Source organism: Streptomyces xanthophaeus (assembly GCF_030440515.1).
GTDB classification, from domain to species: domain Bacteria; phylum Actinomycetota; class Actinomycetes; order Streptomycetales; family Streptomycetaceae; genus Streptomyces; species Streptomyces kutzneri.
In genome coordinates, this window is record NZ_CP076543.1 from 6,568,045 (window position 1) to 6,590,809 (window position 22,765).

24 protein-coding genes are annotated in these 22,765 nt (G+C 70.4%); 23 read left to right on the forward strand and 1 reads right to left on the reverse strand.

Annotated features, from left to right (window positions below; all coding sequences use genetic code 11):
• The first annotated feature begins 1 nt into the window (after nucleotide 1).
• The 12 genes from ruvX to nusB all read left to right on the forward strand — a co-directional run bounded on the left by ruvX (nucleotide 2) and on the right by nusB (nucleotide 10,055).
• Nucleotides 2-472 (forward strand): Holliday junction resolvase RuvX, encoded by a 471-nt coding sequence (gene ruvX / locus KO717_RS29375; RefSeq protein WP_030009552.1) that lies wholly within the window; start codon nucleotides 2-4, stop codon nucleotides 470-472.
• A 128-nt stretch (nucleotides 473-600) separates the two neighbouring features.
• Nucleotides 601-2,433, forward strand: coding sequence for an endolytic transglycosylase MltG (gene mltG, locus KO717_RS29380; protein ID WP_301372373.1), 1,833 nt, complete (start codon nucleotides 601-603; stop codon nucleotides 2,431-2,433).
• Nucleotides 2,434-2,439: 6 nt separating this feature from the next.
• Nucleotides 2,440-3,264: a shikimate dehydrogenase gene (locus tag KO717_RS29385; RefSeq protein ID WP_301372374.1), complete on the forward strand. Its 825-nt coding sequence runs from the start codon at nucleotides 2,440-2,442 to the stop codon at nucleotides 3,262-3,264.
• A gap of 31 nt (nucleotides 3,265-3,295) precedes the next feature.
• Nucleotides 3,296-3,487, forward strand: coding sequence for a hypothetical protein (locus KO717_RS29390; RefSeq protein WP_301372375.1), 192 nt, complete (start codon nucleotides 3,296-3,298; stop codon nucleotides 3,485-3,487).
• A 132-nt stretch (nucleotides 3,488-3,619) separates the two neighbouring features.
• On the forward strand, nucleotides 3,620-4,804 hold the full coding sequence (gene aroC, locus KO717_RS29395; RefSeq protein ID WP_301372376.1) for a chorismate synthase: 1,185 nt from the start codon (nucleotides 3,620-3,622) through the stop codon (nucleotides 4,802-4,804).
• Nucleotides 4,801-5,319, forward strand: coding sequence for a shikimate kinase (locus tag KO717_RS29400; RefSeq protein WP_301372377.1), 519 nt, complete (start codon nucleotides 4,801-4,803; stop codon nucleotides 5,317-5,319). Before aroC ends, KO717_RS29400 begins: the two co-directional genes overlap by 4 nt.
• Entirely contained in the window at nucleotides 5,316-6,407 is a 1,092-nt protein-coding gene (gene aroB / locus KO717_RS29405; protein WP_301372379.1) for a 3-dehydroquinate synthase, read from the forward strand. The genes KO717_RS29400 and aroB overlap by 4 nt, the downstream gene beginning before the upstream one ends.
• Nucleotides 6,404-6,844 (forward strand): type II 3-dehydroquinate dehydratase, encoded by a 441-nt coding sequence (gene aroQ, locus KO717_RS29410; RefSeq protein ID WP_189740282.1) that lies wholly within the window; start codon nucleotides 6,404-6,406, stop codon nucleotides 6,842-6,844. The genes aroB and aroQ overlap by 4 nt, the downstream gene beginning before the upstream one ends.
• Before the next feature lie 92 nt (nucleotides 6,845-6,936).
• On the forward strand, nucleotides 6,937-7,746 hold the full coding sequence (locus tag KO717_RS29415) for an AAA family ATPase (RefSeq protein WP_301372380.1): 810 nt from the start codon (nucleotides 6,937-6,939) through the stop codon (nucleotides 7,744-7,746).
• 138 nt (nucleotides 7,747-7,884) lie between these two features.
• On the forward strand, nucleotides 7,885-8,991 hold the full coding sequence (locus KO717_RS29420) for an aminopeptidase P family protein (RefSeq protein WP_301372381.1): 1,107 nt from the start codon (nucleotides 7,885-7,887) through the stop codon (nucleotides 8,989-8,991).
• 59 nt (nucleotides 8,992-9,050) lie between these two features.
• On the forward strand, nucleotides 9,051-9,617 hold the full coding sequence (efp, locus tag KO717_RS29425) for an elongation factor P (RefSeq protein WP_030008757.1): 567 nt from the start codon (nucleotides 9,051-9,053) through the stop codon (nucleotides 9,615-9,617).
• Nucleotides 9,618-9,620: 3 nt separating this feature from the next.
• Nucleotides 9,621-10,055 (forward strand): transcription antitermination factor NusB, encoded by a 435-nt coding sequence (gene nusB / locus KO717_RS29430; protein WP_189740290.1) that lies wholly within the window; start codon nucleotides 9,621-9,623, stop codon nucleotides 10,053-10,055.
• Nucleotides 10,056-10,239: 184 nt separating this feature from the next.
• Here nusB and bldD read toward each other — a convergent pair whose 3' ends face one another.
• Nucleotides 10,240-10,740, reverse strand: coding sequence for a transcriptional regulator BldD (gene bldD, locus KO717_RS29435; protein ID WP_030008755.1), 501 nt, complete (start codon nucleotides 10,738-10,740; stop codon nucleotides 10,240-10,242).
• Between the two features lie 295 nt (nucleotides 10,741-11,035).
• Here bldD and pyrR point away from each other — a divergent pair, with 295 nt between their 5' ends.
• From pyrR to rpoZ, 11 genes are all read left to right on the forward strand, one after another.
• The gene (gene pyrR, locus KO717_RS29440) at nucleotides 11,036-11,611 is read left to right on the forward strand and encodes a bifunctional pyr operon transcriptional regulator/uracil phosphoribosyltransferase PyrR (protein ID WP_301372382.1); all 576 of its coding nucleotides are present in this window, start codon (nucleotides 11,036-11,038) and stop codon (nucleotides 11,609-11,611) included.
• 106 nt (nucleotides 11,612-11,717) lie between these two features.
• Nucleotides 11,718-12,713: an aspartate carbamoyltransferase catalytic subunit gene (locus KO717_RS29445; RefSeq protein WP_301372383.1), complete on the forward strand. Its 996-nt coding sequence runs from the start codon at nucleotides 11,718-11,720 to the stop codon at nucleotides 12,711-12,713.
• 2 nt (nucleotides 12,714-12,715) lie between these two features.
• On the forward strand, nucleotides 12,716-14,002 hold the full coding sequence (locus tag KO717_RS29450) for a dihydroorotase (protein ID WP_301372384.1): 1,287 nt from the start codon (nucleotides 12,716-12,718) through the stop codon (nucleotides 14,000-14,002).
• Entirely contained in the window at nucleotides 13,999-14,580 is a 582-nt protein-coding gene (locus tag KO717_RS29455) for a PH-like domain-containing protein (RefSeq protein WP_030008751.1), read from the forward strand. Before KO717_RS29450 ends, KO717_RS29455 begins: the two co-directional genes overlap by 4 nt.
• Complete coding sequence (gene carA, locus KO717_RS29460) at nucleotides 14,577-15,725, forward strand: glutamine-hydrolyzing carbamoyl-phosphate synthase small subunit (RefSeq protein ID WP_301372385.1); 1,149 nt, start codon at nucleotides 14,577-14,579, stop codon at nucleotides 15,723-15,725. Before KO717_RS29455 ends, carA begins: the two co-directional genes overlap by 4 nt.
• Nucleotides 15,718-19,026 (forward strand): carbamoyl-phosphate synthase large subunit, encoded by a 3,309-nt coding sequence (carB, locus tag KO717_RS29465; protein ID WP_301372386.1) that lies wholly within the window; start codon nucleotides 15,718-15,720, stop codon nucleotides 19,024-19,026. The genes carA and carB overlap by 8 nt, the downstream gene beginning before the upstream one ends.
• A 91-nt stretch (nucleotides 19,027-19,117) precedes the next feature.
• Nucleotides 19,118-20,227 (forward strand): quinone-dependent dihydroorotate dehydrogenase, encoded by a 1,110-nt coding sequence (locus KO717_RS29470; protein ID WP_301372387.1) that lies wholly within the window; start codon nucleotides 19,118-19,120, stop codon nucleotides 20,225-20,227.
• Nucleotides 20,224-21,063, forward strand: a complete 840-nt coding sequence (gene pyrF, locus KO717_RS29475; protein WP_094744604.1) for an orotidine-5'-phosphate decarboxylase — start codon at nucleotides 20,224-20,226, stop codon at nucleotides 21,061-21,063. The genes KO717_RS29470 and pyrF overlap by 4 nt, the downstream gene beginning before the upstream one ends.
• A gap of 304 nt (nucleotides 21,064-21,367) precedes the next feature.
• Complete coding sequence (locus KO717_RS29480) at nucleotides 21,368-21,691, forward strand: integration host factor (RefSeq protein WP_030008746.1); 324 nt, start codon at nucleotides 21,368-21,370, stop codon at nucleotides 21,689-21,691.
• A gap of 61 nt (nucleotides 21,692-21,752) precedes the next feature.
• The gene (gene gmk / locus KO717_RS29485; protein WP_030008745.1) at nucleotides 21,753-22,316 is read left to right on the forward strand and encodes a guanylate kinase; all 564 of its coding nucleotides are present in this window, start codon (nucleotides 21,753-21,755) and stop codon (nucleotides 22,314-22,316) included.
• A 73-nt stretch (nucleotides 22,317-22,389) separates the two neighbouring features.
• The gene (gene rpoZ / locus KO717_RS29490) at nucleotides 22,390-22,662 is read left to right on the forward strand and encodes a DNA-directed RNA polymerase subunit omega (protein WP_004948662.1); all 273 of its coding nucleotides are present in this window, start codon (nucleotides 22,390-22,392) and stop codon (nucleotides 22,660-22,662) included.
• The last annotated feature ends 103 nt before the right edge of the window (nucleotides 22,663-22,765 follow it).

The following is a 22,765-nucleotide window of genomic DNA, read 5'->3' on the forward strand; positions in this document are numbered from 1 at the left end:
GATGACGCTGCGCCGCGGCCGCCGGCTCGCCATCGATGTCGGGGACGCCCGTATCGGGGTCGCCTCGTGCGACCCCGACGGGGTGCTGGCCACACCGGTGGAAACCGTTCCGGGCCGGGACATCCCCTTCGCGCACCGGCGGCTGCGGCAGCTCGTCGAGGAGTACGAGCCCCTCGAAGTGGTGGTCGGCCTTCCCCGCTCGCTCAGCGGGCGGGAGGGGCCGGCCGCGGTCAAGGTGCGGGCCTTCGCGAACGAACTCGCCAAGGGCATCAAGCCGGTGACGGTCCGTCTGGTGGACGAGCGGATGACCACGGTCACCGCCGCCCAGGGTCTGCGCGCCTCCGGGAAGAACGCCAAGAAGGGCCGGTCGGTCATCGATCAGGCAGCCGCTGTGGTGATCCTTCAGAACGCTCTTGAGACCGAACGGGTATCAGGTAATCCTCCCGGTGAGTGCGTCGAAGTGGTTGTCTGATCGCGATACGGTAACGTTCCGCGCGATGAGACGGCATTCGAACAGCCGTCGCCCACCGTCAAAGAGGCGGAACCGGGTGCCACGGACGACGGAGTCCGTGGCCTCCGTCTCGCGGCTCTAGGGGACCGATGACTGAGTATGGCCGGGGCCGTGGCCCCGAACCCTGGCACCCCGAGGACCCCCTTTACGGGGACCAGGGGTGGACCGGGCACCAGACCCAGCAGGGCCAGGTGCCTTACGGCGGTGCCCCGCAGCAGCAGCAGGAGTACCCACAGGAGCCCCAGTACCAGCAGCAGTACCCCCAGCATCCGCAGTACGAGCAGTACCCGGAGTACCAGCAGCAGCAATACCAGCAGCAGCAGTACCCGCAGGGGCAGTACCCGCAGCAGGCGCAACAGCCGCAGCAGCCGCAACCGCAGCAGCCGCAGCAGTACGTGCAGGGCCAGTACCCGCAGCAGCAGTACGCGGGGCAGCAGCAGGGCTATGCCCCGCCGCAGCAGGCGCAGCAGGCGCAGCAGCCCCAGCCGCAGCAGCCGGTGTACGACAGCCAGGGCTGGGACACCGGCCAGGGCCAGTACACGGCCGCGGTGCAGACCGACCCGTACGCGGGCGTGGACCCCTACACCCAGCAGCCCGCGGCGGGCTACCCGGGTGAGGCCCCCGACCTCTACCGCACGGAAGACGCCTACGAGCCGCCGCAGCCCCCGGGCCGGCGGCACCTCGAGCCGGAACCCGTGGAGGAGCCGGAGCTGGCGGAGGAGCCGGAGAAGGGCCTGCTCACCGACGGTGGAGGCCGTGACGGCGACGACGACGGCGACGGCGACGACGACGGTGACGGCCGCCGGGGCGGCCGCTCCAAGGGCGGCAAGCCCAAGAAGCGCAGCGGTACGGCCTGCCTGGTCGCCGCGGTCGTCATCCTCGGCGTGGTCGGCGGTGGCGGCTACTACGGCTACAACTACATCAAGGCCCGGTTCGCCTCGGCCGAGGACTTCGCGGGCGAGGGCGACGGCGAGATCGTCGAGGTCGAGATCCCCAAGGGCTCGGGCCTCCTGCAGATGGGCCTGATCCTCAAGAAGGCGGGCGTCGTCGCCAGCGGACAGGCGTTCGTCGACGCCGCGTCCAAGCTCCCTCCGGGCAAGGCCATCCAGGCCGGTGTCTACCCGCTCAGGAAGAAGATGTCGGCCGCGTCCGCGGTCGAGGTCATGAGCGATCCCTCGAAGCTGAACGTCATCACGGTCACCGAAGGCATGCGCAACACCGCGGTGTACGCGGCGATCGACAAGAAGCTGGGCCAGCAGGAGGGCACCACCGCCGAGATCGCCAAGCGCGAGGTCAAGAACCTCGGCCTGCCGGCCTGGGCGAACAACAACCCGAAGCTGATCGACCCGCTCGAAGGCTTCCTGTACCCGGCGCGCTACGACCTCAGCAAGGACAGCACCCCCGACTCCCTGCTCAAGCAGATGGTCAAGAACGCGACCGACAAGTACACGGAGCTGGGCCTCGAGGGCAAGGCCAAGGAGCTGGGCCTGGAGAATCCGCTCCAGGTGGTCACGGTCGCCAGCCTCGTCAACGCCGAGGGCAAGAACCACGACGACTTCCGGAAGATGGCCGAGGTCGTCTACAACCGCCTCAAGAAGACCAACGACGTCACGAACCAGAAGCTCCAGTTCGACTCGACGTACAACTACGTCAAGAACCAGAGCGAGATCAACTTCAACCTGAAGGAAGCCCAGGCCTTCGACCACCCCTACAACACGCACTTCGTCAGGGGACTGCCCACCGGTCCGATCAACAACCCGGGCCTGGACGCGCTGACCGCTACGCTCAACCCGGACCACGGTGGCTGGATGTTCTTCGTGTCGGTCGACGGCAAGACCACGACCTTCACCAAGACCTACGAAGAGCACACCAAGCTGGCCAACGAGTTCCAGGAACGGCAGAAGCAGAAGAACGGTGGATAGCAGGACATGTCACGCATAAGGGCCGCGGTGTTGGGTTCGCCCATCGAGCACTCTCTCTCACCGGTGCTGCACCGCGCCGCTTATCAGGAGCTCGGCCTCGACGACTGGTCGTACGACCGCTTCGAGATCGACGAGGCCGCGCTCCCGCAGTTCGTGGCAGGACTCGGCCCCGAGTGGGCCGGGCTGTCCCTGACGATGCCGCTCAAGCGGGCGATCATGCCGCTGCTGGACGGCATCAGTGACACGGCCGCCTCCGTCGAGGCGGTCAACACCGTCGTCCTCACCGAGGACGGCCGGCGCCTCGGCGACAACACCGACATCCCCGGCATCGTCGCCGCGCTCCACGAGCGCGGCGTCGAGAAGGTGCCCTCCGCCGCCGTCCTCGGCGCCGGCGCCACGGCCTCCTCGGCGCTCGCCGCGCTCTCGCGGATCTGCTCCGGCGAGGTCACGGCGTACGTCCGCTCGGCGGCCCGCGCGGACGAGATGCGGCAGTGGGGCGAGCGCCTCGGCGTGCCCGTCCGCACGGCCGACTGGTCCGAGGCAGCCGCCGCGCTCTCCGCGCCCCTGGTGATCGCCACCACTCCGGCCGGTACGACCGACGCCCTGGCGGCGTCCGTACCCGAAGGGGCCGGCACCCTCTTCGACGTCCTGTACGACCCCTGGCCGACCGCGCTGGCCGCGGCCTGGTCCCGGCAGGGCGGCCAGGTCGTCGGCGGACTCGACCTCCTCGTCCACCAGGCCGTGCTCCAGGTCGAGCTGATGACGGGCCGGACCCCGGGTCCGCTCGCCGCCATGAGGGCTGCCGGAGAGCGGGCGCTCGCCGCCCGTTAGGCTTGCCACCTGCGTATTCTCAGGGGGCGGTATGGACGGGAACAGCACGGACGAGGTACTCGCGTCGAAGTGGGATCTCCCCTTCGTCGTCTTCGGCATGGTCAGGGTGGCGTTCGGCACCCTGCCCCTGTGGGCCAAGGCGCTCATTCTCGGACTCTTCGGTTCCGTCGTCCTCTGGTACGGGATCACCTGGCAGCGCGAGCGCGGCCGGCGGTCCCGCTGACGCCCCAGGCGTCCGATAGCTGGACCGGGGCCCGATAAACCCCTCCGGACGTGGGAGGATCGGGTGAGGCGGGTCCGGGCCGCGCACCCGATCGCGCCGTCGCTGTACCAGGCGCGAGCATGAGGAGCATCGTTGAGCAGGTTGCGTTGGCTGACCGCAGGAGAGTCGCACGGACCGGCACTGGTCGCGACGCTGGAGGGTCTTCCCGCCGGCGTCCCGGTCACCACCGAGCTGGTGGCCGATCACCTGGCCCGGCGCCGGCTCGGCTATGGCCGCGGTGCCCGGATGAAGTTCGAGCAGGACGAGATCACCTTCCTCGGCGGTGTCCGCCACGGCCTGTCCCAGGGCTCCCCGATCGCGGTCATGATCGGCAACACCGAGTGGCCCAAGTGGGAGACGGTCATGTCGGCCGACCCCGTCGACCCCTCGCTGCTCAAGGACACCGGCCGCAACGCGCCGCTGACCCGTCCGCGCCCCGGCCACGCCGACCTCGCCGGCATGCAGAAGTACGGCTTCGACGAGGCCCGGCCGATCCTGGAGCGCGCCAGCGCCCGTGAGACCGCCGCCCGCGTCGCCCTCGGCGCCGTCGCCCGCTCCTTCATCAAGGAGGTCGCCGGCATCGAGATCGTCTCGCACGTGGTGGAACTGGCCGCGGCCAAGGCCCCGTACGGCGTCTACCCGACCCCCGCCGACGTCGACAAGCTCGACGCCGACCCGGTGCGCTGCCTCGACGCGGACGCCAGCAAGGCGATGGTCGCGGAGATCGACCAGGCCCACAAGGACGGCGACACCCTCGGCGGCGTCGTCGAGGTGCTGGCGTACGGAGTCCCCGTCGGCCTCGGCTCGCACGTCCACTGGGACCGCCGCCTCGACGCCCGCCTCGCCGCCGCCCTCATGGGCATCCAGGCCATCAAGGGGGTCGAGGTCGGCGACGGCTTCGAGCTCGCCCGCGTGCCCGGCTCGAAGGCGCACGACGAGATCGTCTCCACCCCCGAGGGCCTGAGGCGCACCTCCGGCCGCTCCGGCGGCACCGAGGGCGGACTGACCACCGGCGAACTGCTGCGCGTACGCGCGGCGATGAAGCCCATCGCGACCGTCCCGCGCGCGCTGGCGACCGTCGACGTGGCCACCGGAGAGGCGACGGTGGCCCACCACCAGCGCTCCGACGTGTGCGCCGTGCCGGCCGCCGGCATCGTCGCCGAGGCCATGGTCGCCCTCGTCCTGGCCGACGCGGTCGTCGAGAAGTTCGGCGGGGACTCCGTCCCGGAGACCCGCCGCAACGTCCGGTCGTACCTCGACAACCTGCAGATCCGGTGACGGCCGGACCACTGGTCGTCCTCGTCGGCCCCATGGGGTCCGGCAAGTCCACGGTGGGGGCGCTGCTCGCCGAGCGGCTCGGCGTCCCCTACCGGGACACCGACGCCGACATCGTCGCGGCCCAGGGCCGCGAGATCTCCGACATCTTCGTCGACGAGGGCGAGCCGTACTTCCGTGAGCTCGAGCGGCAGGCGGTCGCCACCGCCGTCGCCGGGCACACCGGAGTCCTCGCCCTCGGCGGCGGCGCCGTCCTCGACGAGGGCACCCGCGCGCTGCTGGCCGGTTTGCCCGTCGCCTATCTGTCGATGGACGTCGAGGAAGCCGTACGGCGCGTGGGCCTCGGCGCCGCCCGCCCGCTGCTCGCCGTCAACCCGCGCCGCCAGTGGCGCGAGCTGATGGACGCCCGGCGCCCCCTGTACACCGAAGTCGCGCGCGTCGTCGTGGCCACCGACGACCGCACCCCCGAAGAGGTCGCCCAGGCGGTCCTCGACGCTCTGGAGTTGAAGGACGTATGACAGACCAGGTGACGCGGATCCACGTCGGCGAGAGTGCCGGACACGACGCGTACGACGTGCTGGTCGGGCGGCAGCTGCTCGGCGAGCTCGGCTCCCTGATCGGTACGAAGGCCCAGCGGGTCGCCGTGATCCACCCCGAGGCGCTGGCCTCGACCGGTGAGGCACTGCGCGACGACCTGGCCGAGCAGGGCTACGAGGCGGTCGCCATCCAGGTGCCGAACGCCGAGGAGGCCAAGACCATCGAGGTCGCCGCCTACTGCTGGAAGGCGCTGGGCCAGTCCGGTTTCACCCGCACCGACGTGATCGTCGGCGTCGGCGGGGGAGCCACCACCGACCTCGCGGGCTTCGTCGCGGCCAGCTGGCTGCGCGGGGTGCGCTGGGTCGCCGTACCGACCACCGTCCTCGCGATGGTGGACGCGGCGGTCGGCGGCAAGACCGGCATCAACACCGCCGAGGGCAAGAACCTGGTGGGTGCCTTCCACCCGCCGGCCGGTGTGCTCTGCGACCTGGCGGCCCTGGACTCGCTGCCGGTCAACGACTACGTCAGCGGCCTCGCCGAGATCATCAAGGCGGGGTTCATCTCCGACCCGGTGATCCTCGACCTGATCGAGGAGGACCCCGCGGCGGCGCGTACGCCCGAGGGCCCGCACACCGCCGAGCTCATCGTGCGCTCCATCCAGGTCAAGGCCGACGTGGTCTCCAGCGACCTCAAGGAGTCGGGACTGCGCGAGATCCTCAACTACGGCCACACCCTCGCGCACGCCATCGAGAAGAACGAGCGCTACAAGTGGCGGCACGGCGCGGCCGTCTCCGTCGGCATGGTGTTCGCCGCCGAGCTCGGCCGGCTCGCGGGCCGGCTCGACGACGCGACGGCCGACCGGCACAAGGCGGTTCTCGCCTCGGTCGGGCTGCCGCTCACCTACCGCGGCGACCAGTGGTCCAAGCTGCTCCAGACCATGCAGGTCGACAAGAAGTCCCGCGGCAACCTGCTGCGCTTCATCGTCCTCGACGGGCTGGCCAAGCCGACCGTCCTGGAGGGTCCCGACCCGGCGCACCTGGTCGCGGCCTACGGTGAGGTGTCGGCGTGAGCCGCCGCGTCCTCGTGCTGAACGGCCCGAACCTGGGCCGGCTCGGCTCGCGCGAGCCCGACGTGTACGGGGCCACCTCGTACGCGGGGCTGGTGGAGAGCTGCCGCTCGCTGGGCGAGGAGCTCGGCTTCGACGTCGAGGTCCGTGAGACCAACGACGAGGGCGAGCTGATCCGCTGGCTGCACGAGGCGGCGGACGGGAAGATCCCCGTGGTCATCAACCCGGGGGCCTTCACCCACTACTCGTACGGCATGCGGGACGCGGCCGCGCAGCGCACGGCGCCGCTGATCGAGGTGCACATCTCGAACCCGTACGCCCGCGAGGAGTTCCGTCACACCTCGGTCATCGCGGCCGTGGCGACCGGAACGGTGGCGGGCTTCGGTATCGGTTCGTACCGGCTCGCGCTCCGCGCACTGGCGGACGAGATCTCCGCCTGACACGCTGCCTGACGGTGCTGGTGGACGGCCGGGCCCCGGCAGTCATATAACGTTCTCGCATCAGTCGCCGGAACGAGACGGAGTGGCAGCGGATGCAGCACGGAGTGGGGGGCGGGGGCGCGGGCTGGGGGCAGCCGGGACCGCGTCCGTCGGCGCCCCCGCAGCCGCCGATACCCCCGGCACAGGGCTGGCCGGGTTCGCCCCCGCCGCAGTCTCCGCCCCAGCCGCCTCACCAGCCCCAGCAACCGCCTCACCAGCACCATCAGTCGCAGCCGGTGCCCGCTGTGCCGGAGGCCACCGGGCACATCCCGCTGCCTCCCGCGGTGCCGGGCACCGGCGGGGCCGTCCTCGCCGTACTGCTGATCGGCCCGGCCGGTGCCGGTAAGACCACCGTCGCCCGGCACTGGGCCAGCACCCGGCCCGTGCCGACCGCCCACGTGAGCCTGGACGACGTCCGCGAGTGGGTCTGCTCCGGCTTCGCCGACCCCCAGGCGGGCTGGAACGAGCACTCCGAGGCCCAGTACCGGCTCGCCCGCCGCACCTGCGGTTTCGCCGCCCGCAACTACCTGGCGAACGGCATCTCCTGCATCCTGGACGACGCCGTCTTCCCGGACCGGCCCGTGGTCGGGCTGGGCGGCTGGAAGCGGCACGTGGGCCCCACGCTGCTGCCGGTGGTGCTGCTGCCCGGCCTGGAGATCGTCCTGGAGCGCAACGCGGCCCGCTCCGGCAATCGCCGGCTCTCCGACGAGGAAGTCGCGCGGATCCACGGCCGGATGGCCGGCTGGTACGGCTCCGGACTGCCGATCATCGACAACTCCCACCTCGACGTCGAGGGCACCGCCCGCGCCCTCGACGAGGCCCTGGCACGCGCCCTGTCGGCCCCCGGCGGCTGGCCCGGCTAGGCCGTGTCCGCGCAGGGGGCGTACCGGCGCTCAGGCCGGGCTCCCGGCCGGTCGGCACGCCATCGCCCCAGGTCGTCCCAGGCCCGTCCGGACGCGCTCGCCGGGCCGGATCGGCGGGGCGCTCGTACGCTCGAAGACATGTCAGACGTGTACGCCGCCCGCCGGGACCTGCTTCGCGACCGATGTGCCGCCGCGGGGAACGCCGCCGCACTGATCACGCGTCCGGCGAACGTCCGCTACCTCTCCGGGGCGTCCCCGCTCGGCGCGGTGCTGCTCGTCGGCCCCACCGAGGACATGCTGTTCTGCTCCGGGGCGCCCACCGGCGAGGCCGACGAGGGCCGCCTCGACGAGCACCTGGACGTCTCCGTCCTGGGCAGCCCCGGCGGGGACCCGGCCGTCGCCGCCGCCGACCTGGCCGCCTCCGTCCGGGCAGACTCGCTCGCGGTGGAGGAACACCACCTCACCGTCGGCCGCCACCGGGCCCTGCGCTCCGTCGCGCCCAAACTGCGCCTCGCCGACCTCGGCACCGCCGTCGAGCAGCAGCGCCTCGTCAAGGACGAGGAGGAGATCGCCTGCCTGCGGATCGCCGCCGAGATCGCCGACCAGGCCCTCGGGGAGCTGCTGGAGTCCATCCTCGTCGGGCGCACCGAACGGCACCTCGCCCTGGAGCTGGAGCGGCGGCTCGTCGACCACGGGGCGGACGGCCCCGCCTTCCCGACCTCCGTCGGCACCGGCCCGCACTCCGGCCGCTCCCGGCACCGGCCCTCCGACCGCAGGGTGGAGGAGGGCGACTTCCTCACGGTCTGCCTGGGCGCCAACTACCGTGGCTACCGGTGCGAGATCGGCCGGACCTTCGTGATCGGCACCAGCCCCGCCGACTGGCAGATCGAGCTGTACGACCTCGTCTTCACCGCCCAGCGGGCCGGGCGCGAGGCCTTGCTGCCCGGGGCCGCGTACCGGGACGTGGACCATGCCGCACGCTCCGTCCTGGACTCCGCGGGTCACTCGGAAGCCCTCGCTCCGTGGACCGGACACGGCGTGGGCCTCGAAATCGACGAGGACCCGCAGCTTGCACCTACGGCAATGGGTAAACTGGACGCTTGCGTGCCGGTCACCGTCGAACCGGGGGTTCACCTCCCGGGCCGGGGAGGTGTCCGGATCGATGACACGCTCGTCGTACGCCCCGAGGCGGACGGCGGTCCCGAGCTACTCACCATTACGACCAAGGAGCTGCTCGCGCTCTAGCCGGCTCTGCCGGGCTGTGCGCGCACCCGTGGTCTTCCAGTGCAGGAGATTCCGCAACCGTGGCTTCCACGAACGACCTCAAGAACGGCATGGTGCTCAAGCTCGACGGTGACCAGCTCTGGTCCGTCGTCGAGTTCCAGCACGTCAAGCCCGGCAAGGGCCCGGCCTTCGTGCGCACCAAGCTCAAGCACGTGCTCTCCGGCAAGGTCGTCGACAAGACGTTCAACGCCGGCACGAAGGTCGAGACGGCCACCATCGACCGCCGTGACATGCAGTTCTCTTACATGGACGGCGAGTACTTCGTCTTCATGGACATGACCACCTTCGACCAGCTGATGGTGGACAAGAAGGCTGTCGGCGACGCCGCCAACTTCCTGATCGAGGGCTTCACCGCCTCTGTCGCCCAGCACGAGGGCGAGGTGCTCTACGTCGAGCTCCCGGCCGCGGTCGAGCTCAAGATCGAGCACACCGACCCGGGCGTCCAGGGCGACCGCTCCACCGGTGGCACCAAGCCCGCCACCCTGGAGACCGGCTACGAGATCCAGGTCCCGCTCTTCGTCACCACCGGCGAGACGGTCAAGGTCGACACCCGCACCAGCGACTACCTCGGCCGGAAGAGCAACTAACCCGTGGCTGCTCGGAGCAATGCGCGCAAGCGCGCCTTCCAGATCCTCTTCGAGGCGGACCAGCGCGACGTGCCCGTCCGCGAGGTCCTCGCGGACTGGATCCGCCACGCGCGGTCGGACGACCGGCAGCCGCCGGTCAGCGCCTTCACGATGGATCTCGTCGAGGGTTACGCCGACAAGGTGAACCGCATCGACGATCTGATCATCACCTACGCCGTGGACTGGGAACTCGACCGCATGCCGGTCGCGGACCGGAACATCCTGCGGCTCGGTGCCTACGAGCTGATCTGGGTGGACGACACCCCGGACGCCGTGGCCATCGACGAGGCCGTCCAGCTGGCCAAGGAGTTCTCGACGGACGAGTCCCCCTCGTTCGTGAACGGGCTGCTGGCCCGTTTCAAGGACCTGAAGCCGAGCCTGCGGCGCAGCGAGAGCTGACCGCACGGACCGGCGCCGGCACCGCCCTACGGAAGGGCCCGCAACGTACGCGTTGCGGGCCCTTCCGTATGCGGCGCGGCGTGCGCGGCGCGGGGCGCGGGAACGAGAAAACCGGTGGGCGCCGGACCCCCGCAAGGGTCCGGCGCCCACCGGTAAACGTTTCTGCTGGTCCGGAGACCGGGACTCAGAGTTCCTCGTGCGCCACCGCGCGACGGGCGTCCGCGTCCAGCACGCCCCAGCTGATCAGCTGCTCGGTCAGGACCGAGGGGGACTGGTCATAGATGACGGCCAGGGTGCGCAGGTCGTCCTGGCGGATCGACAGCACCTTGCCGTTGTAGTCGCCGCGCTGGCTCTGGATCGTCGCCGCGTAACGCTGCAGCGGGCCGGCCTTCTCGGCGGGCACGCCCGCCAGGCGCTCCAGGTCGAGACGCAGCTTCGGCGGCGGCTCGGCAGCCCCGCCGGGCGTCGTACCCGGCAGCAGCTCCTGCACCGGAACCCCGTAGAAGTCCGCCAGCTCGGCAAGACGCTGGACGGTCACGGCGCGGTCCCCGCGCTCGTAGGAACCGACCACGACGGCCTTCCACCGGCCCTGGGACTTCTCCTCGACACCGTGGAGGGAAAGGCCCTGCTGGGTGCGGATGGCGCGGAGCTTGGCCCCGAGCTGTTTGGCGTATTCGCTGGACATAACGCTCCCGGACGCTGTGACGCTGTGACTGATGGACACTGCGACTACGTAACTACGTAACTACGTGCGGCTCCGCCGCGCGGCTGGTAACTCACTGTGAGGTTACGCAGCGTTACTTGGATGCGTCAAGCCGAATGGTCTTCGTCGCCCCCCTGGGTGCTCGTCCCAGCAGCCCTGAGAGAGCCATTCCGTACCGGCCCGGTCCGAGCCACCGGCCTCTGCCTGGTACCGTGTGAGGCGTACATCAGACGTCCTTTAAGGTCCGTCCCGTGAGGCGGAGAAGGAGGTCCTTTTCATGGACACCCAGCAGAACACCGATTCCATGCGCCCCGTACTCGAAGCGCAGGACATCGCGCGGGTCCTGACCCGCATCGCCCACGAGATCGTCGAACGCGCCAAGGGTGCCGACGACGTGGTGCTCCTCGGCATTCCCACCCGCGGTGTCTACCTCGCCCGCCGGCTGGCCGCCAAGCTCGAAGAGATCACCGGCGCGAAGATCCCGGTCGGCTCCCTCGACATCACCATGTACCGCGACGACCTGCGGATGAAGCCCGCCCGCGCGATCGGTCGCACCGAGATCCCCGGCGACGACCTCGACGGCCGCCTCGTCGTCCTCGTCGACGACGTGCTCTTCTCCGGCCGCACCATCCGCGCCGCCCTCGACGCCCTCGGCGACCTCGGCCGCCCCCGCGCCGTGCAGCTCGCGGTCCTCGTCGACAGAGGCCACCGCGAACTGCCGATCCGCGCCGACTACGTCGGCAAGAACCTCCCCACGTCGCTGCGGGAGACCGTCAAGGTCCAGCTCCAGGAGGAGGACGGCCGTGACGCCGTGCTGCTCGGCCAGCGGACCGCCCAGGCAGCAGGCCGATAGACCCTCCGGGTGACGGGCCCCGACCGGGCCCGCGCCGAGCCCTGCCCTGCCCGCTCGCACCCCTGCAGTCAGTCCGCCTGCCCTCCCGACCTACGGAGCCATCCAGATGAAGCGCCACCTCATCTCGGCCGCCGACCTCACGCGCGACGACGCCGTCCTGATCCTCGACACCGCCGAGGAGATGGCCCGTGTCGCGGACCGGCCGATCAAGAAGCTGCCCACCCTGCGCGGCCTCACCGTCGTCAACCTCTTCTTCGAGGACTCGACCCGCACCCGGATCTCCTTCGAGGCGGCCGCCAAGCGGCTCTCGGCCGACGTCATCAACTTCTCCGCGAAGGGTTCCTCCGTTTCCAAGGGCGAATCCCTGAAGGACACCGCCCTGACCCTGGAGGCCATGGGTGCCGACGCGGTCGTCATCCGCCACCACGCCTCCGGCGCCCCCTACCGGCTCGCGACCTCCGGCTGGATCGACTCCGCCGTCGTCAACGCCGGCGACGGCACCCACGAGCACCCCACCCAGGCCCTGCTGGACGCCTTCACCATGCGCCGCCGCCTGGTCGGCCGCGACGCCGGCCTCGGCAAGGACCTGAACGGCCGCCGGATCACCATCGTCGGCGACGTCCTGCACAGCCGCGTGGCCCGCTCCAACGTCCACCTGCTGCACACCCTCGGCGCCGAGGTCACCCTGGTGGCCCCACCCACGCTCGTCCCGATCGGCGTCGAGACCTGGCCCTGCGAGGTCTCGTACAACCTCGACGAGGTGCTGCCGAAGTCCGATGCGGTGATGATGCTGCGTGTGCAGCGCGAACGCATGAACGCCGCCTTCTTCCCGACCGAGCGCGAGTACTCCCGCCGGTACGGCCTCGACGGCGACCGCATGGCGAAGATGCCCGAGCACGCCATCGTGATGCACCCCGGCCCGATGAACCGCGGCATGGAGATCACCGCCCAGGTCGCCGACTCCGACCGCTGCACGGCCGTCGAGCAGGTCGCCAACGGCGTCTCCACCCGGATGGCCGTCCTGTACCTGCTGCTCGGAGGCTCCGAGCCCGCCGTCACCACCACGCCCGCCGCCCCCGCCCGTACCGAGGAGAGCAAGTAACCATGAGCAAGATCCTTATCCGTGGCGCGAAGGTACTCGGCGGCGAGGCGCAGGACGTCCTGATCGACGGCGAGACCATCGCCGCCGTGGGCACGGGCCTGGACGCCGAGGGCGCGACCGTCATCGAGGCCGAGGGCCAGATCCTCCTCCCCGGACTCGTCGACCTGCACACCCACCTGCGCGAGCCCGGCCGCGAGGACTCCGAGACCGTCCTCACCGGCACCCGCGCCGCCGCCTCCGGCGGCTACACCGCCGTGTTCGCCATGGCGAACACCTTCCCGGTCGCCGACACCGCCGGCGTCGTCGAGCAGGTCTGGCGCCTGGGCAAGGAGTCCGGCTACTGCGACGTGCAGCCCATCGGCGCCGTCACCGTCGGCCTGGAGGGCAAGCAGCTCTCCGAGCTGGGCGCCATGCACGAGTCCGCCGCCCGCGTCACCGTCTTCTCCGACGACGGCAAGTGCGTGGACGACGCCGTGATCATGCGCCGCGCCCTGGAGTACGTGAAGGCCTTCGGCGGAGTCGTCGCCCAGCACGCCCAGGAGCCCCGCCTCACCGAGGGCGCCCAGATGAACGAGGGCATCGTCTCCGCGGAACTCGGTCTCGGCGGCTGGCCGGCCGTCGCCGAGGAGTCGATCATCGCCCGCGACGTCCTGCTCGCCGAGCACGTCGGCTCCCGCGTCCACATCTGCCACCTCTCCACCGCCGGATCCGTCGAGATCGTCCGCTGGGCCAAGTCCCGCGGCATCGACGTCACCGCCGAGGTCACCCCGCACCACCTCCTCCTCACCGAGGAGCTCGTGCGCTCGTACAACGCGGTCTACAAGGTCAACCCGCCGCTGCGCACCGAGCGCGACGTCATGGCCCTGCGCGAGGCCCTCGCCGACGGCACGATCGACATCGTCGCCACCGACCACGCCCCGCACCCGCACGAGGACAAGGACTGCGAGTGGGCCGCGGCCGCCATGGGCATGGTCGGCCTGGAGACCGCGCTCTCCGTCGTCCAGCAGACGATGGTCGAGACCGGACTGCTCGATTGGGCGGGCGTCGCCGAGCGGATGAGCTTCGCTCCGGCGCGCATCGGCAGCCTGGAGAACCACGGCCGTCCCGTCTCGGCAGGTGAACCCGCGAACCTGACCTTGGTCGATACCTCGTACCGTGGTGTCGTGGACCCCGCACACTTCGCCTCCCGCAGCCGCAACACGCCTTACGAGGGCCGTGAGCTGCCGGGGCGCGTCACTCATACCTTCCTGCGGGGCCGGGCAACGGTCGTGGACGGGAAACTGGCGTGACACCTGCAGTAATCCAACTGGCCGCCGAGGCCGCCGAACGACAGTCGGCGGAGGTGACCAGCTTCGGTGCCCGCATGGCGTGGGTGATCGGCCTGGCCGTCTTCGTCGCGTTCGTCTACTGGCTGATGCGGCAGGGCTGGAAATGGCGCGGCGCTCTGCAGAACGATCTGCCGGAGCTGCCCGCCGCACCCGACGGTCTTCCCGAGCACCGGCTGGCCCTGACGGGCCGGTACCACGGGTCCACCACCGCCGGGCAGTGGCTCGACCGGATCGTCGCGCACGGTCTGGGCCTGCGCAGCCGGGTCGAGCTCACGCTCACCGACGCGGGCCTCGATGTGGTCCGACCGGGGGCCAACGACTTCTTCGTACCGGCCGCGCAGCTGCGCGGCGCCCGCCTCGACAAGGGAATCGCGGGCAAGGTACTCACCGAGGGCGGTCTCCTCGTCGTCACCTGGGCGCACGGCGACAAGCTGATCGACTCCGGATTCCGCTCCGACCGCGCGGCCGAACACGCCGCCTGGGTCGAAGCCATCAATCTCATGAACTCATCCATCACGACGGAAGGCGCCGAACGATGACGACCTCCACCAGGGGAGCAGCCAAAGCTCCCGCCGTACTCGTCCTGGAGGACGGTCGGATCTTCCGCGGCCGCGCCTACGGCGCTGTGGGGGAGACCTTCGGCGAGGCCGTGTTCTCCACCGGCATGACCGGCTACCAGGAGACCCTCACCGACCCGTCGTACCACCGGCAGGTCGTCGTGATGACCGCCCCGCACGTGGGCAACACGGGCGTCAACGACGAGGACCCCGAGTCCTCCCGCATCTGGGTCGCCGGCTACGTCGTCCGCGACCCCGCCCGCGTCCCCTCCAACTGGCGCTCCCGGCGCTCGCTGGACGAGGAGCTGGTCAAGCAGGGCGTCGTCGGGATCTCCGGCATCGACACCCGCGCCCTGACCCGCCACCTGCGCGAGCGCGGCGCCATGCGCGTCGGCATCTTCTCGGGCGAGGCCTGGGTCGGCATCCGCGACGAGGCCCTGCTGGCCAAGGTCCAGGCGCAGCCGCAGATGAAGGGCGCGAACCTCTCCGCCGAGGTCGCCACCAAGGAGACGTACGTCGTCCCCGCCATCGGCGAGAAGCGCTTCACCGTCGCGGCCGTCGACCTCGGCATCAAGGGCATGACCCCGCACCGGATGGCCGAACGCGGCATCGAGGTGCACGTGCTGCCCGCCACCGCCACCGTCGAGGACGTCTACGCGGTCGACCCCGACGGCGTGTTCTTCTCCAACGGCCCGGGCGACCCGGCCACCGCCGACGGCCCCGTCGCCGTCATGCAGGGCGTGCTGGAGCGCAAGACCCCGCTCTTCGGCATCTGCTTCGGCAACCAGATCCTGGGCCGCGCGCTCGGCTTCGGCACCTACAAGCTGAAGTACGGCCACCGCGGCATCAACCAGCCGGTGCAGGACCGCACCACCGGCAAGGTCGAGATCACCGCGCACAACCACGGCTTCGCCGTCGACGCGCCCCTCGACCAGGTCACCGAGACCGCCTACGGCCGCGCCGAGGTCTCCCACGTCTGCCTGAACGACAACGTCGTCGAAGGCCTCCAGCTGCTCGACCAGCCGGCCTTCAGCGTCCAGTACCACCCCGAGGCGGCCGCCGGCCCGCACGACGCCGCGTACCTCTTCGACCGCTTCGTATCCCTGATGGAGGCCGAGCGTGCCTAAGCGCACCGATATCCAGTCCGTCCTGGTCATCGGCTCCGGCCCGATCGTCATCGGACAGGCCGCCGAGTTCGACTACTCCGGCACCCAGGCCTGCCGCATCCTCAAGGCCGAGGGCCTGCGGGTCATCCTGGTGAACTCCAACCCCGCGACGATCATGACCGACCCGGAGATCGCCGACGCCACGTACGTCGAGCCGATCACCCCCGAGTTCGTCGAGAAGATCATCGCCAAGGAGCGCCCCGACGCGCTCCTGCCGACCCTCGGCGGCCAGACCGCGCTCAACACCGCGATCTCCATGCACGAGCAGGGTGTGCTGGAGAAGTACGGCGTCGAGCTCATCGGCGCCAACGTCGAGGCCATCAACAAGGGCGAGGACCGCGACCTCTTCAAGGGCGTCGTCGAGGCCGTCAAGGCCAAGATCGGCTACGGCGAGTCCGCCCGCTCGGTCATCTGCCACTCGATGGACGACGTCATCAAGGGCGTCGACACCCTCGGCGGCTACCCCGTCGTCGTCCGCCCCTCCTTCACCATGGGCGGCGCCGGCTCCGGCTTCGCCCACGACGAGGACGAGCTGCGCCGCATCGCCGGCCAGGGCCTCACGCTCTCCCCGACCACCGAGGTGCTCCTGGAGGAGTCCATCCTCGGCTGGAAGGAGTACGAGCTGGAGCTGATGCGCGACACCAAGGACAACGTGGTCGTCGTCTGCTCCATCGAGAACTTCGACCCGATGGGCGTCCACACCGGTGACTCGATCACCGTCGCCCCGGCGATGACCCTGACCGACCGCGAGTACCAGCGGCTGCGCGACATCGGCATCGCGATCATCCGCGAGGTCGGCGTCGACACCGGCGGCTGCAACATCCAGTTCGCGATCGACCCGACCGACGGCCGCGTCATCGTCATCGAGATGAACCCGCGCGTCTCCCGCTCCTCGGCGCTCGCCTCGAAGGCCACCGGCTTCCCGATCGCCAAGATCGCCGCCAAGCTGGCCATCGGCTACACGCTCGACGAGGTCCCCAACGACATCACCGAGAAGACCCCGGCCTCCTTCGAGCCGTCCCTCGACTACGTCGTCGTCAAGGCCCCGCGCTTCGCCTTCGAGAAGTTCCCGCTGGCCGACGCCACCCTCACCACCACCATGAAGTCGGTCGGCGAGGCCATGGCCATCGGCCGCAACTTCACCGAGGCCCTCCAGAAGGCCCTGCGCTCCCTGGAGAAGAAGGGCTCGCAGTTCACCTTCGTCGGCCCCACCGGCGACAAGGACGAGCTGCTGCGCACCGCGGTCCGCCCGACCGACGGCCGCATCAACACCGTCATGCAGGCCATCCGCGCCGGCGCCACCCAGGAAGAGGTCTTCGAGTTCACGAAGATCGACCCCTGGTTCGTCGACCAGCTCTTCCTCATCAAGGAGATCGCGGACGAGCTGACCGCCGCCGAGAAGCTCGGCCCCGAGCTGCTCGCCGAGGCCAAGCGCCACGGCTTCTCCGACGCCCAGATCGCCGAGATCCGCGGCCTGCGCGAGGACGTCGTCCGCGAGGTCCGGCACGCGCTCGGCGTCCGCCCGGTCTACAAGACGGTCGACACCTGCGCCGCCGAGTTCGCCGCGAAGACCCCGTACTTCTACTCCTCGTACGACGAGGAGTCCGAGGTCGCGCCCCGCACCAAGCCCGCGGTGATCATCCTGGGCTCCGGCCCGAACCGCATCGGCCAGGGCATCGAGTTCGACTACTCCTGCGTCCACGCCTCCTTCGCCCTCAGCGACGCCGGCTACGAGACCGTGATGGTCAACTGCAACCCGGAGACCGTCTCCACCGACTACGACACCTCCGACCGCCTGTACTTCGAGCCGCTGACGCTCGAGGACGTGCTGGAGATCGTCCACGCCGAGTCGCTGGCCGGCCCCATCGCCGGCGTCGTCGTCCAGCTCGGCGGCCAGACCCCCCTCGGTCTCGCCCAGGCCCTCAAGGACAACGGCGTCCCCGTCGTCGGCACCTCCCCGGAGGCCATCCACGCCGCCGAGGACCGCGGCGCCTTCGGCCAGGTCCTCGCCGACGCCGGCCTGCCGGCCCCCAAGCACGGCACCGCCACCACCTTCGCGGGTGCGAAGGCGATCGCCGACGAGATCGGCTACCCGGTCCTGGTCCGCCCGTCCTACGTGCTCGGCGGCCGCGGCATGGAGATCGTCTACGACGAGGCCCGCCTGGAGTCGTACATCGCCGAGTCCACCGAGATCTCCCCGACCCGCCCCGTGCTGGTCGACCGCTTCCTCGACGACGCGATCGAGATCGACGTCGACGCCCTCTACGACGGCCACGAGCTCTACCTCGGCGGCGTCATGGAGCACATCGAGGAAGCCGGCATCCACTCCGGCGACTCGGCCTGCGCCCTGCCCCCGATCACCCTCGGCGGCTACGACATCAAGCGCCTGCGCGCCTCCACCGAGGCGATCGCCAAGGGCGTCGGCGTCCGCGGCCTGATCAACATCCAGTTCGCGATGGCCGGCGACATCCTCTACGTCCTGGAGGCCAACCCGCGCGCCTCCCGGACCGTCCCCTTCACCTCGAAGGCCACCGCCGTCCCGCTCGCGAAGGCCGCCGCCCGCATCTCGCTCGGCACCACCATCGCCGAGCTGCGCGCCGAGGGCCTGCTGCCGAAGACCGGCGACGGCGGCACCCTGCCGATCGACGCGCCGATCTCCGTCAAGGAGGCCGTCATGCCGTGGTCGCGCTTCCGCGACATCCACGGCCGCGGCGTGGACACCGTCCTCGGCCCCGAGATGCGCTCCACCGGCGAGGTCATGGGCATCGACGCCGTCTTCGGCACCGCCTACGCCAAGTCGCAGGCCGGCGCCTACGGCCCGCTGCCCACCAAGGGCCGCGCCTTCATCTCCGTGGCCAACCGCGACAAGCGCTCGATGATCTTCCCGGCGCGCGAGCTCGTCGCCCACGGCTTCGAGCTGATGGCCACCTCCGGCACCGCCGAGGTGCTGCGCCGCAACGGCATCAACGCCACCGTGGTGCGCAAGCTCAGCGAGGGCGAGGGCCCGAACGGCGAGAAGACCATCGTCCAGCTGATCCACGACGGCCAGGTCGACCTGATCGTCAACACCCCGTACGGCACCGGCGGCCGCCTCGACGGCTACGAGATCCGTACGGCCGCCGTGGCCCGCAGCGTCCCCTGCCTGACCACGGTCCAGGCGCTCGCCGCCGCCGTCCAGGGCATCGACGCGCTCAACCGCGGCGACGTGGGCGTCCGCTCCCTCCAGGAGCACGCGGAGCACCTGACCGCAGCCCGCGACTGACGCAGGCCCGTACAGCCCGGACACGGGGAGGGGGACACCGGTTTCACGACGGGTGTCCCCCTCTTCACGAGCGCAGAGGGATTTTCCGACGATGTACAAAACGTTCTTCAACCTGGTCTTCAAGCGGATGGACCCGGAGCAGGCCCACTACCTGGCCTTCCGCTGGATCCGCCTCGCCGCCCGCACCCCCGTGCTGCGCACCTTCGTCGCGGCCGCCCTGGCCCCGCGCTACGAGGAGCTCCGCACCGAGGCCCTCGGCCTGCGCATGCACGGCCCCTTCGGCCTCGCCGCGGGCTTCGACAAGAACGCCGTCGCCATCGACGGCATGTCGATGCTCGGCTTCGACCACATCGAGATCGGCACGGTCACGGCCGAGCCGCAGCCCGGCAACCCGAAGAAGCGGCTCTTCCGCCTCGTGGCGGACCGCGCGCTGATCAACCGCATGGGCTTCAACAACGAGGGCTCGGCGGCCGTGGCGGCCCGCCTGGCGGCCCGTGAGGCCGTCTTCAGGACCGTCGTCGGCGTCAACATCGGCAAGACGAAGGTCGTGCCCGAGGAGGAGGCCGTGGGGGACTACGTCGCCTCCACCGAGCGCCTCGCCCGGCACGCCGACTACCTCGTGGTGAACGTCTCCTCGCCGAACACCCCGGGCCTGCGCAACCTCCAGGCCACCGAGTCGCTGCGCCCGCTGCTGACGGCCGTGCGCGAGGCCGCCGACCGCACGGTGACCGACCGCCGGGTGCCGCTGCTCGTCAAGATCGCCCCCGACCTCGCGGACGAGGACGTGGACGCGGTCGCGGACCTGGCCCTGGAGCTGGGCCTGGACGGCATCATCGCGACGAACACCACCATCGCCCGCGAGGGGCTGGGCCTGAAGTCCTCCCCGTCTCTGGTGAAGGAGACCGGCGGGCTCTCCGGCGCCCCGGTCAAGGAGCGCTCGCTGGAGGTCCTGCGCCGCCTGTACGCCCGCGTGGGGGACCGCCTGGTCCTGGTCGGGGTCGGCGGCATCGAGAACGCCGAGGACGCCTGGCAGCGGATCCTGGCCGGCGCCACGCTGATCCAGGGCTACAGCGCCTTCATCTACGAGGGCCCCTTCTACGCCCGCGCCATCCACAAGGGCCTCGCCGCGCGCCTGGCCAACAGCCCGTACGCGACGCTCGCCGAAGCGGTGGGCGCCGAGACCCGAAAGGCCACCCAGTGACTGTGACCCCGTTCGGCACCCGCCTGCGCGCGGCCATGGACTCCCGGGGCCCGCTGTGCGTCGGCATCGACCCGCACGCCGCCCTGCTGGCGCAGTGGGGCCTGCAGGACGACATCGCGGGCCTGGAGCGGTTCTCCCGTACGGTCGTCGAGGCGCTCGCCGAGTCGGTGGCGGTCTTCAAGCCCCAGGCGGCCTTCTTCGAGCGGTTCGGCTCGAAGGGCGTGGCCGTCCTGGAACGGGCCGTCGCGGACGCCCGGGCGGCCGGGACGCTGGTCGTCATGGACGCTAAGCGCGGGGACATCGGCTCGACCATGGCGGCGTACGCCTCGGCCTTCCTGGACCCGGCCTCGCCGCTGTTCTCGGACGCGCTGACGGTCTCCCCCTACCTGGGCTACGGCTCGCTGAAGCCGGCCGTCGACCTGGCCCGGGAGTCGGGCGCGGGCCTGTTCGTCCTGGCACTGACCTCGAACCCGGAGGGCGCCGAGGTCCAGCGGGCGGTCCGCGAGGACGGCCGGACGATCGGCGCGACGATGCTGGCGCACCTGGCGGCGGAGAACGCGGACGCCGCCCCCATGGGCTCCTTCGGCGCAGTGGTCGGTGCCACGCTGGGCGATCTGTCCTCCTTCGACCTGGACATCAACGGGCCGCTGCTGGCCCCCGGCATCGGCGCGCAGGGCGCGACGGCGGCGGACCTGCCGGGTGTCTTCGGCAAGGCCGTGCGCAACGTGGTCCCGAACGTGTCGCGGGGGGTCCTGAAGCACGGTCCGGACGTGAGCGCCCTGCGCGACGCGGCGCGGCGCTTCGCCGACGAGATCCACGAGGCCGTCACCGCGTAATCGCCTCACCCGGGAGGCCCTGCCGCACCTCCGCGGCAGGGCCTCTCGCATTTCTTGGCGAAACTCGAACGCTCTTCATCGGACAAAACCGGGGTATTTTGTCCGTGATGTACGGTTCAGTGGAGGCTGACCAGGACTTTTCGTCCGTTCTCGCTGACTGGAGCGTTGTTGGCCGCTAGTCTCCGACCAGAGTGAACGTGCAGCGAACGCGTTTCGATCGCTGTTCGGGAGCTCGCCAGGTGTGGTGCCTTCGGGCTGCCCACCGGTCCGTATCCGACAGTTCGACATCCGAGGTGACGTAGGCGTGGCTCTTCCGCCCCTTACCCCTGAACAGCGCGCAGCCGCGCTCGAAAAGGCCGCCGCGGCTCGCCGGGAGCGGGCCGAGGTCAAGAATCGACTCAAGCACTCCGGTGCCTCGCTCCAAGAGGTCATCAAGACGGGCCAGGAGAACGACGTCATCGGCAAGATGAAGGTCTCCGCCCTGCTGGAGTCTCTGCCTGGCGTGGGCAAGGTGCGCGCCAAGCAGATCATGGAGCGTCTCGGCATCTCCGAGTCCCGGCGTGTCCGAGGTCTCGGTTCCAACCAGATCGCCTCTCTGGAGCGCGAGTTCGGCAGCACCGGCGCCTGAGGCGTCGCCTGAAGTTCTCCCGGCGTTCTCAGGCAGTCCCGAGAACCTGGATAATCGCTCTATGGCAGCAGAGGTTCGTCCGCGGCTGACCGTGCTCTCCGGCCCCTCAGGGGTCGGCAAGAGCACGGTCGTCGCGCATATGCGCAAGGTTCACCCCGAGGTATGGCTCTCGGTGTCGGCCACCACCCGCAAGCCGCGGCCCGGTGAGCGACACGGAGTCCACTACTTCTTCGTCAATGACGACGAGTTCGACAAGCTGATCGCCAACGGCGAGCTGCTGGAGTGGGCCGAGTTCGCGGGCAACCGCTACGGCACCCCCCGCGGCGCGGTGCTGGAACGCCTGGACAACGGCGAGCCGGTACTGCTGGAGATCGATCTCCAGGGCGCACGGCTCGTCCGCGAGTCCAAGCCCGACGCCCAGCTGGTCTTCCTGGCCCCGCCGAGCTGGGACGAACTGGTCCGCCGGCTGACCGGCCGGGGCACCGAATCGGCGGAGGTCATCGAGCGCCGGCTCGCCGCCGCCAAGATCGAACTCGCTGCCGAATCCGAGTTCGACACCACCCTGGTCAACACCTCCGTCGAGGACGTGGCCCGTGAGCTGCTAGCCTTGATGGCAGTTGTCTGATCGTTGATCGATGTTTTTCATTCGATCGATTCCAGGGCGGCCCCATCTTTCACCCATCTTCGGAAGGTAGAGCGTGTCCTCTTCCATCACTGCGCCCGAGGGCATCATCAACCCGCCGATCGACGAGCTGCTCGAGGCCACTGACTCGAAGTACAGCCTCGTGATCTACGCGGCCAAGCGTGCGCGTCAGATCAACGCGTACTACTCGCAGCTCGGTGAGGGCCTGCTCGAGTACGTCGGCCCGCTGGTGGACACCCACGTCCACGAGAAGCCGCTTTCGATCGCGCTGCGCGAGATCAACGCGGGTCTGCTGACCTCCGAGGCCATCGAGGCCCCGGCCCAGTAAGGCACCAGAAGTCCTTTCACCGCAGGCCCGGCAGAACATCTGCCGGGCCTGTGGTGTGTCATGGGTGGGTACGACGACGATCAGAGCCGAACGCGTCGCAGCC

Coding starts and splice junctions, on each gene's coding strand:
- ruvX (WP_030009552.1), top strand. CDS start 2: ATGACGCTGCGCCGCGGCCGCCGGCTCGCCATCGATGTCGGGGACGCC.
- mltG (WP_301372373.1), top strand. CDS start 601: ATGACTGAGTATGGCCGGGGCCGTGGCCCCGAACCCTGGCACCCCGAG.
- KO717_RS29385 (WP_301372374.1), top strand. CDS start 2,440: ATGTCACGCATAAGGGCCGCGGTGTTGGGTTCGCCCATCGAGCACTCT.
- KO717_RS29390 (WP_301372375.1), top strand. CDS start 3,296: ATGGACGGGAACAGCACGGACGAGGTACTCGCGTCGAAGTGGGATCTC.
- aroB (WP_301372379.1), top strand. CDS start 5,316: ATGACAGACCAGGTGACGCGGATCCACGTCGGCGAGAGTGCCGGACAC.
- KO717_RS29415 (WP_301372380.1), top strand. CDS start 6,937: ATGCAGCACGGAGTGGGGGGCGGGGGCGCGGGCTGGGGGCAGCCGGGA.
- KO717_RS29420 (WP_301372381.1), top strand. CDS start 7,885: ATGTCAGACGTGTACGCCGCCCGCCGGGACCTGCTTCGCGACCGATGT.
- bldD (WP_030008755.1), bottom strand. CDS start 10,740: ATGTCCAGCGAATACGCCAAACAGCTCGGGGCCAAGCTCCGCGCCATC.
- pyrR (WP_301372382.1), top strand. CDS start 11,036: ATGGACACCCAGCAGAACACCGATTCCATGCGCCCCGTACTCGAAGCG.
- KO717_RS29445 (WP_301372383.1), top strand. CDS start 11,718: ATGAAGCGCCACCTCATCTCGGCCGCCGACCTCACGCGCGACGACGCC.
- KO717_RS29450 (WP_301372384.1), top strand. CDS start 12,716: ATGAGCAAGATCCTTATCCGTGGCGCGAAGGTACTCGGCGGCGAGGCG.
- carA (WP_301372385.1), top strand. CDS start 14,577: ATGACGACCTCCACCAGGGGAGCAGCCAAAGCTCCCGCCGTACTCGTC.
- KO717_RS29470 (WP_301372387.1), top strand. CDS start 19,118: ATGTACAAAACGTTCTTCAACCTGGTCTTCAAGCGGATGGACCCGGAG.
- gmk (WP_030008745.1), top strand. CDS start 21,753: ATGGCAGCAGAGGTTCGTCCGCGGCTGACCGTGCTCTCCGGCCCCTCA.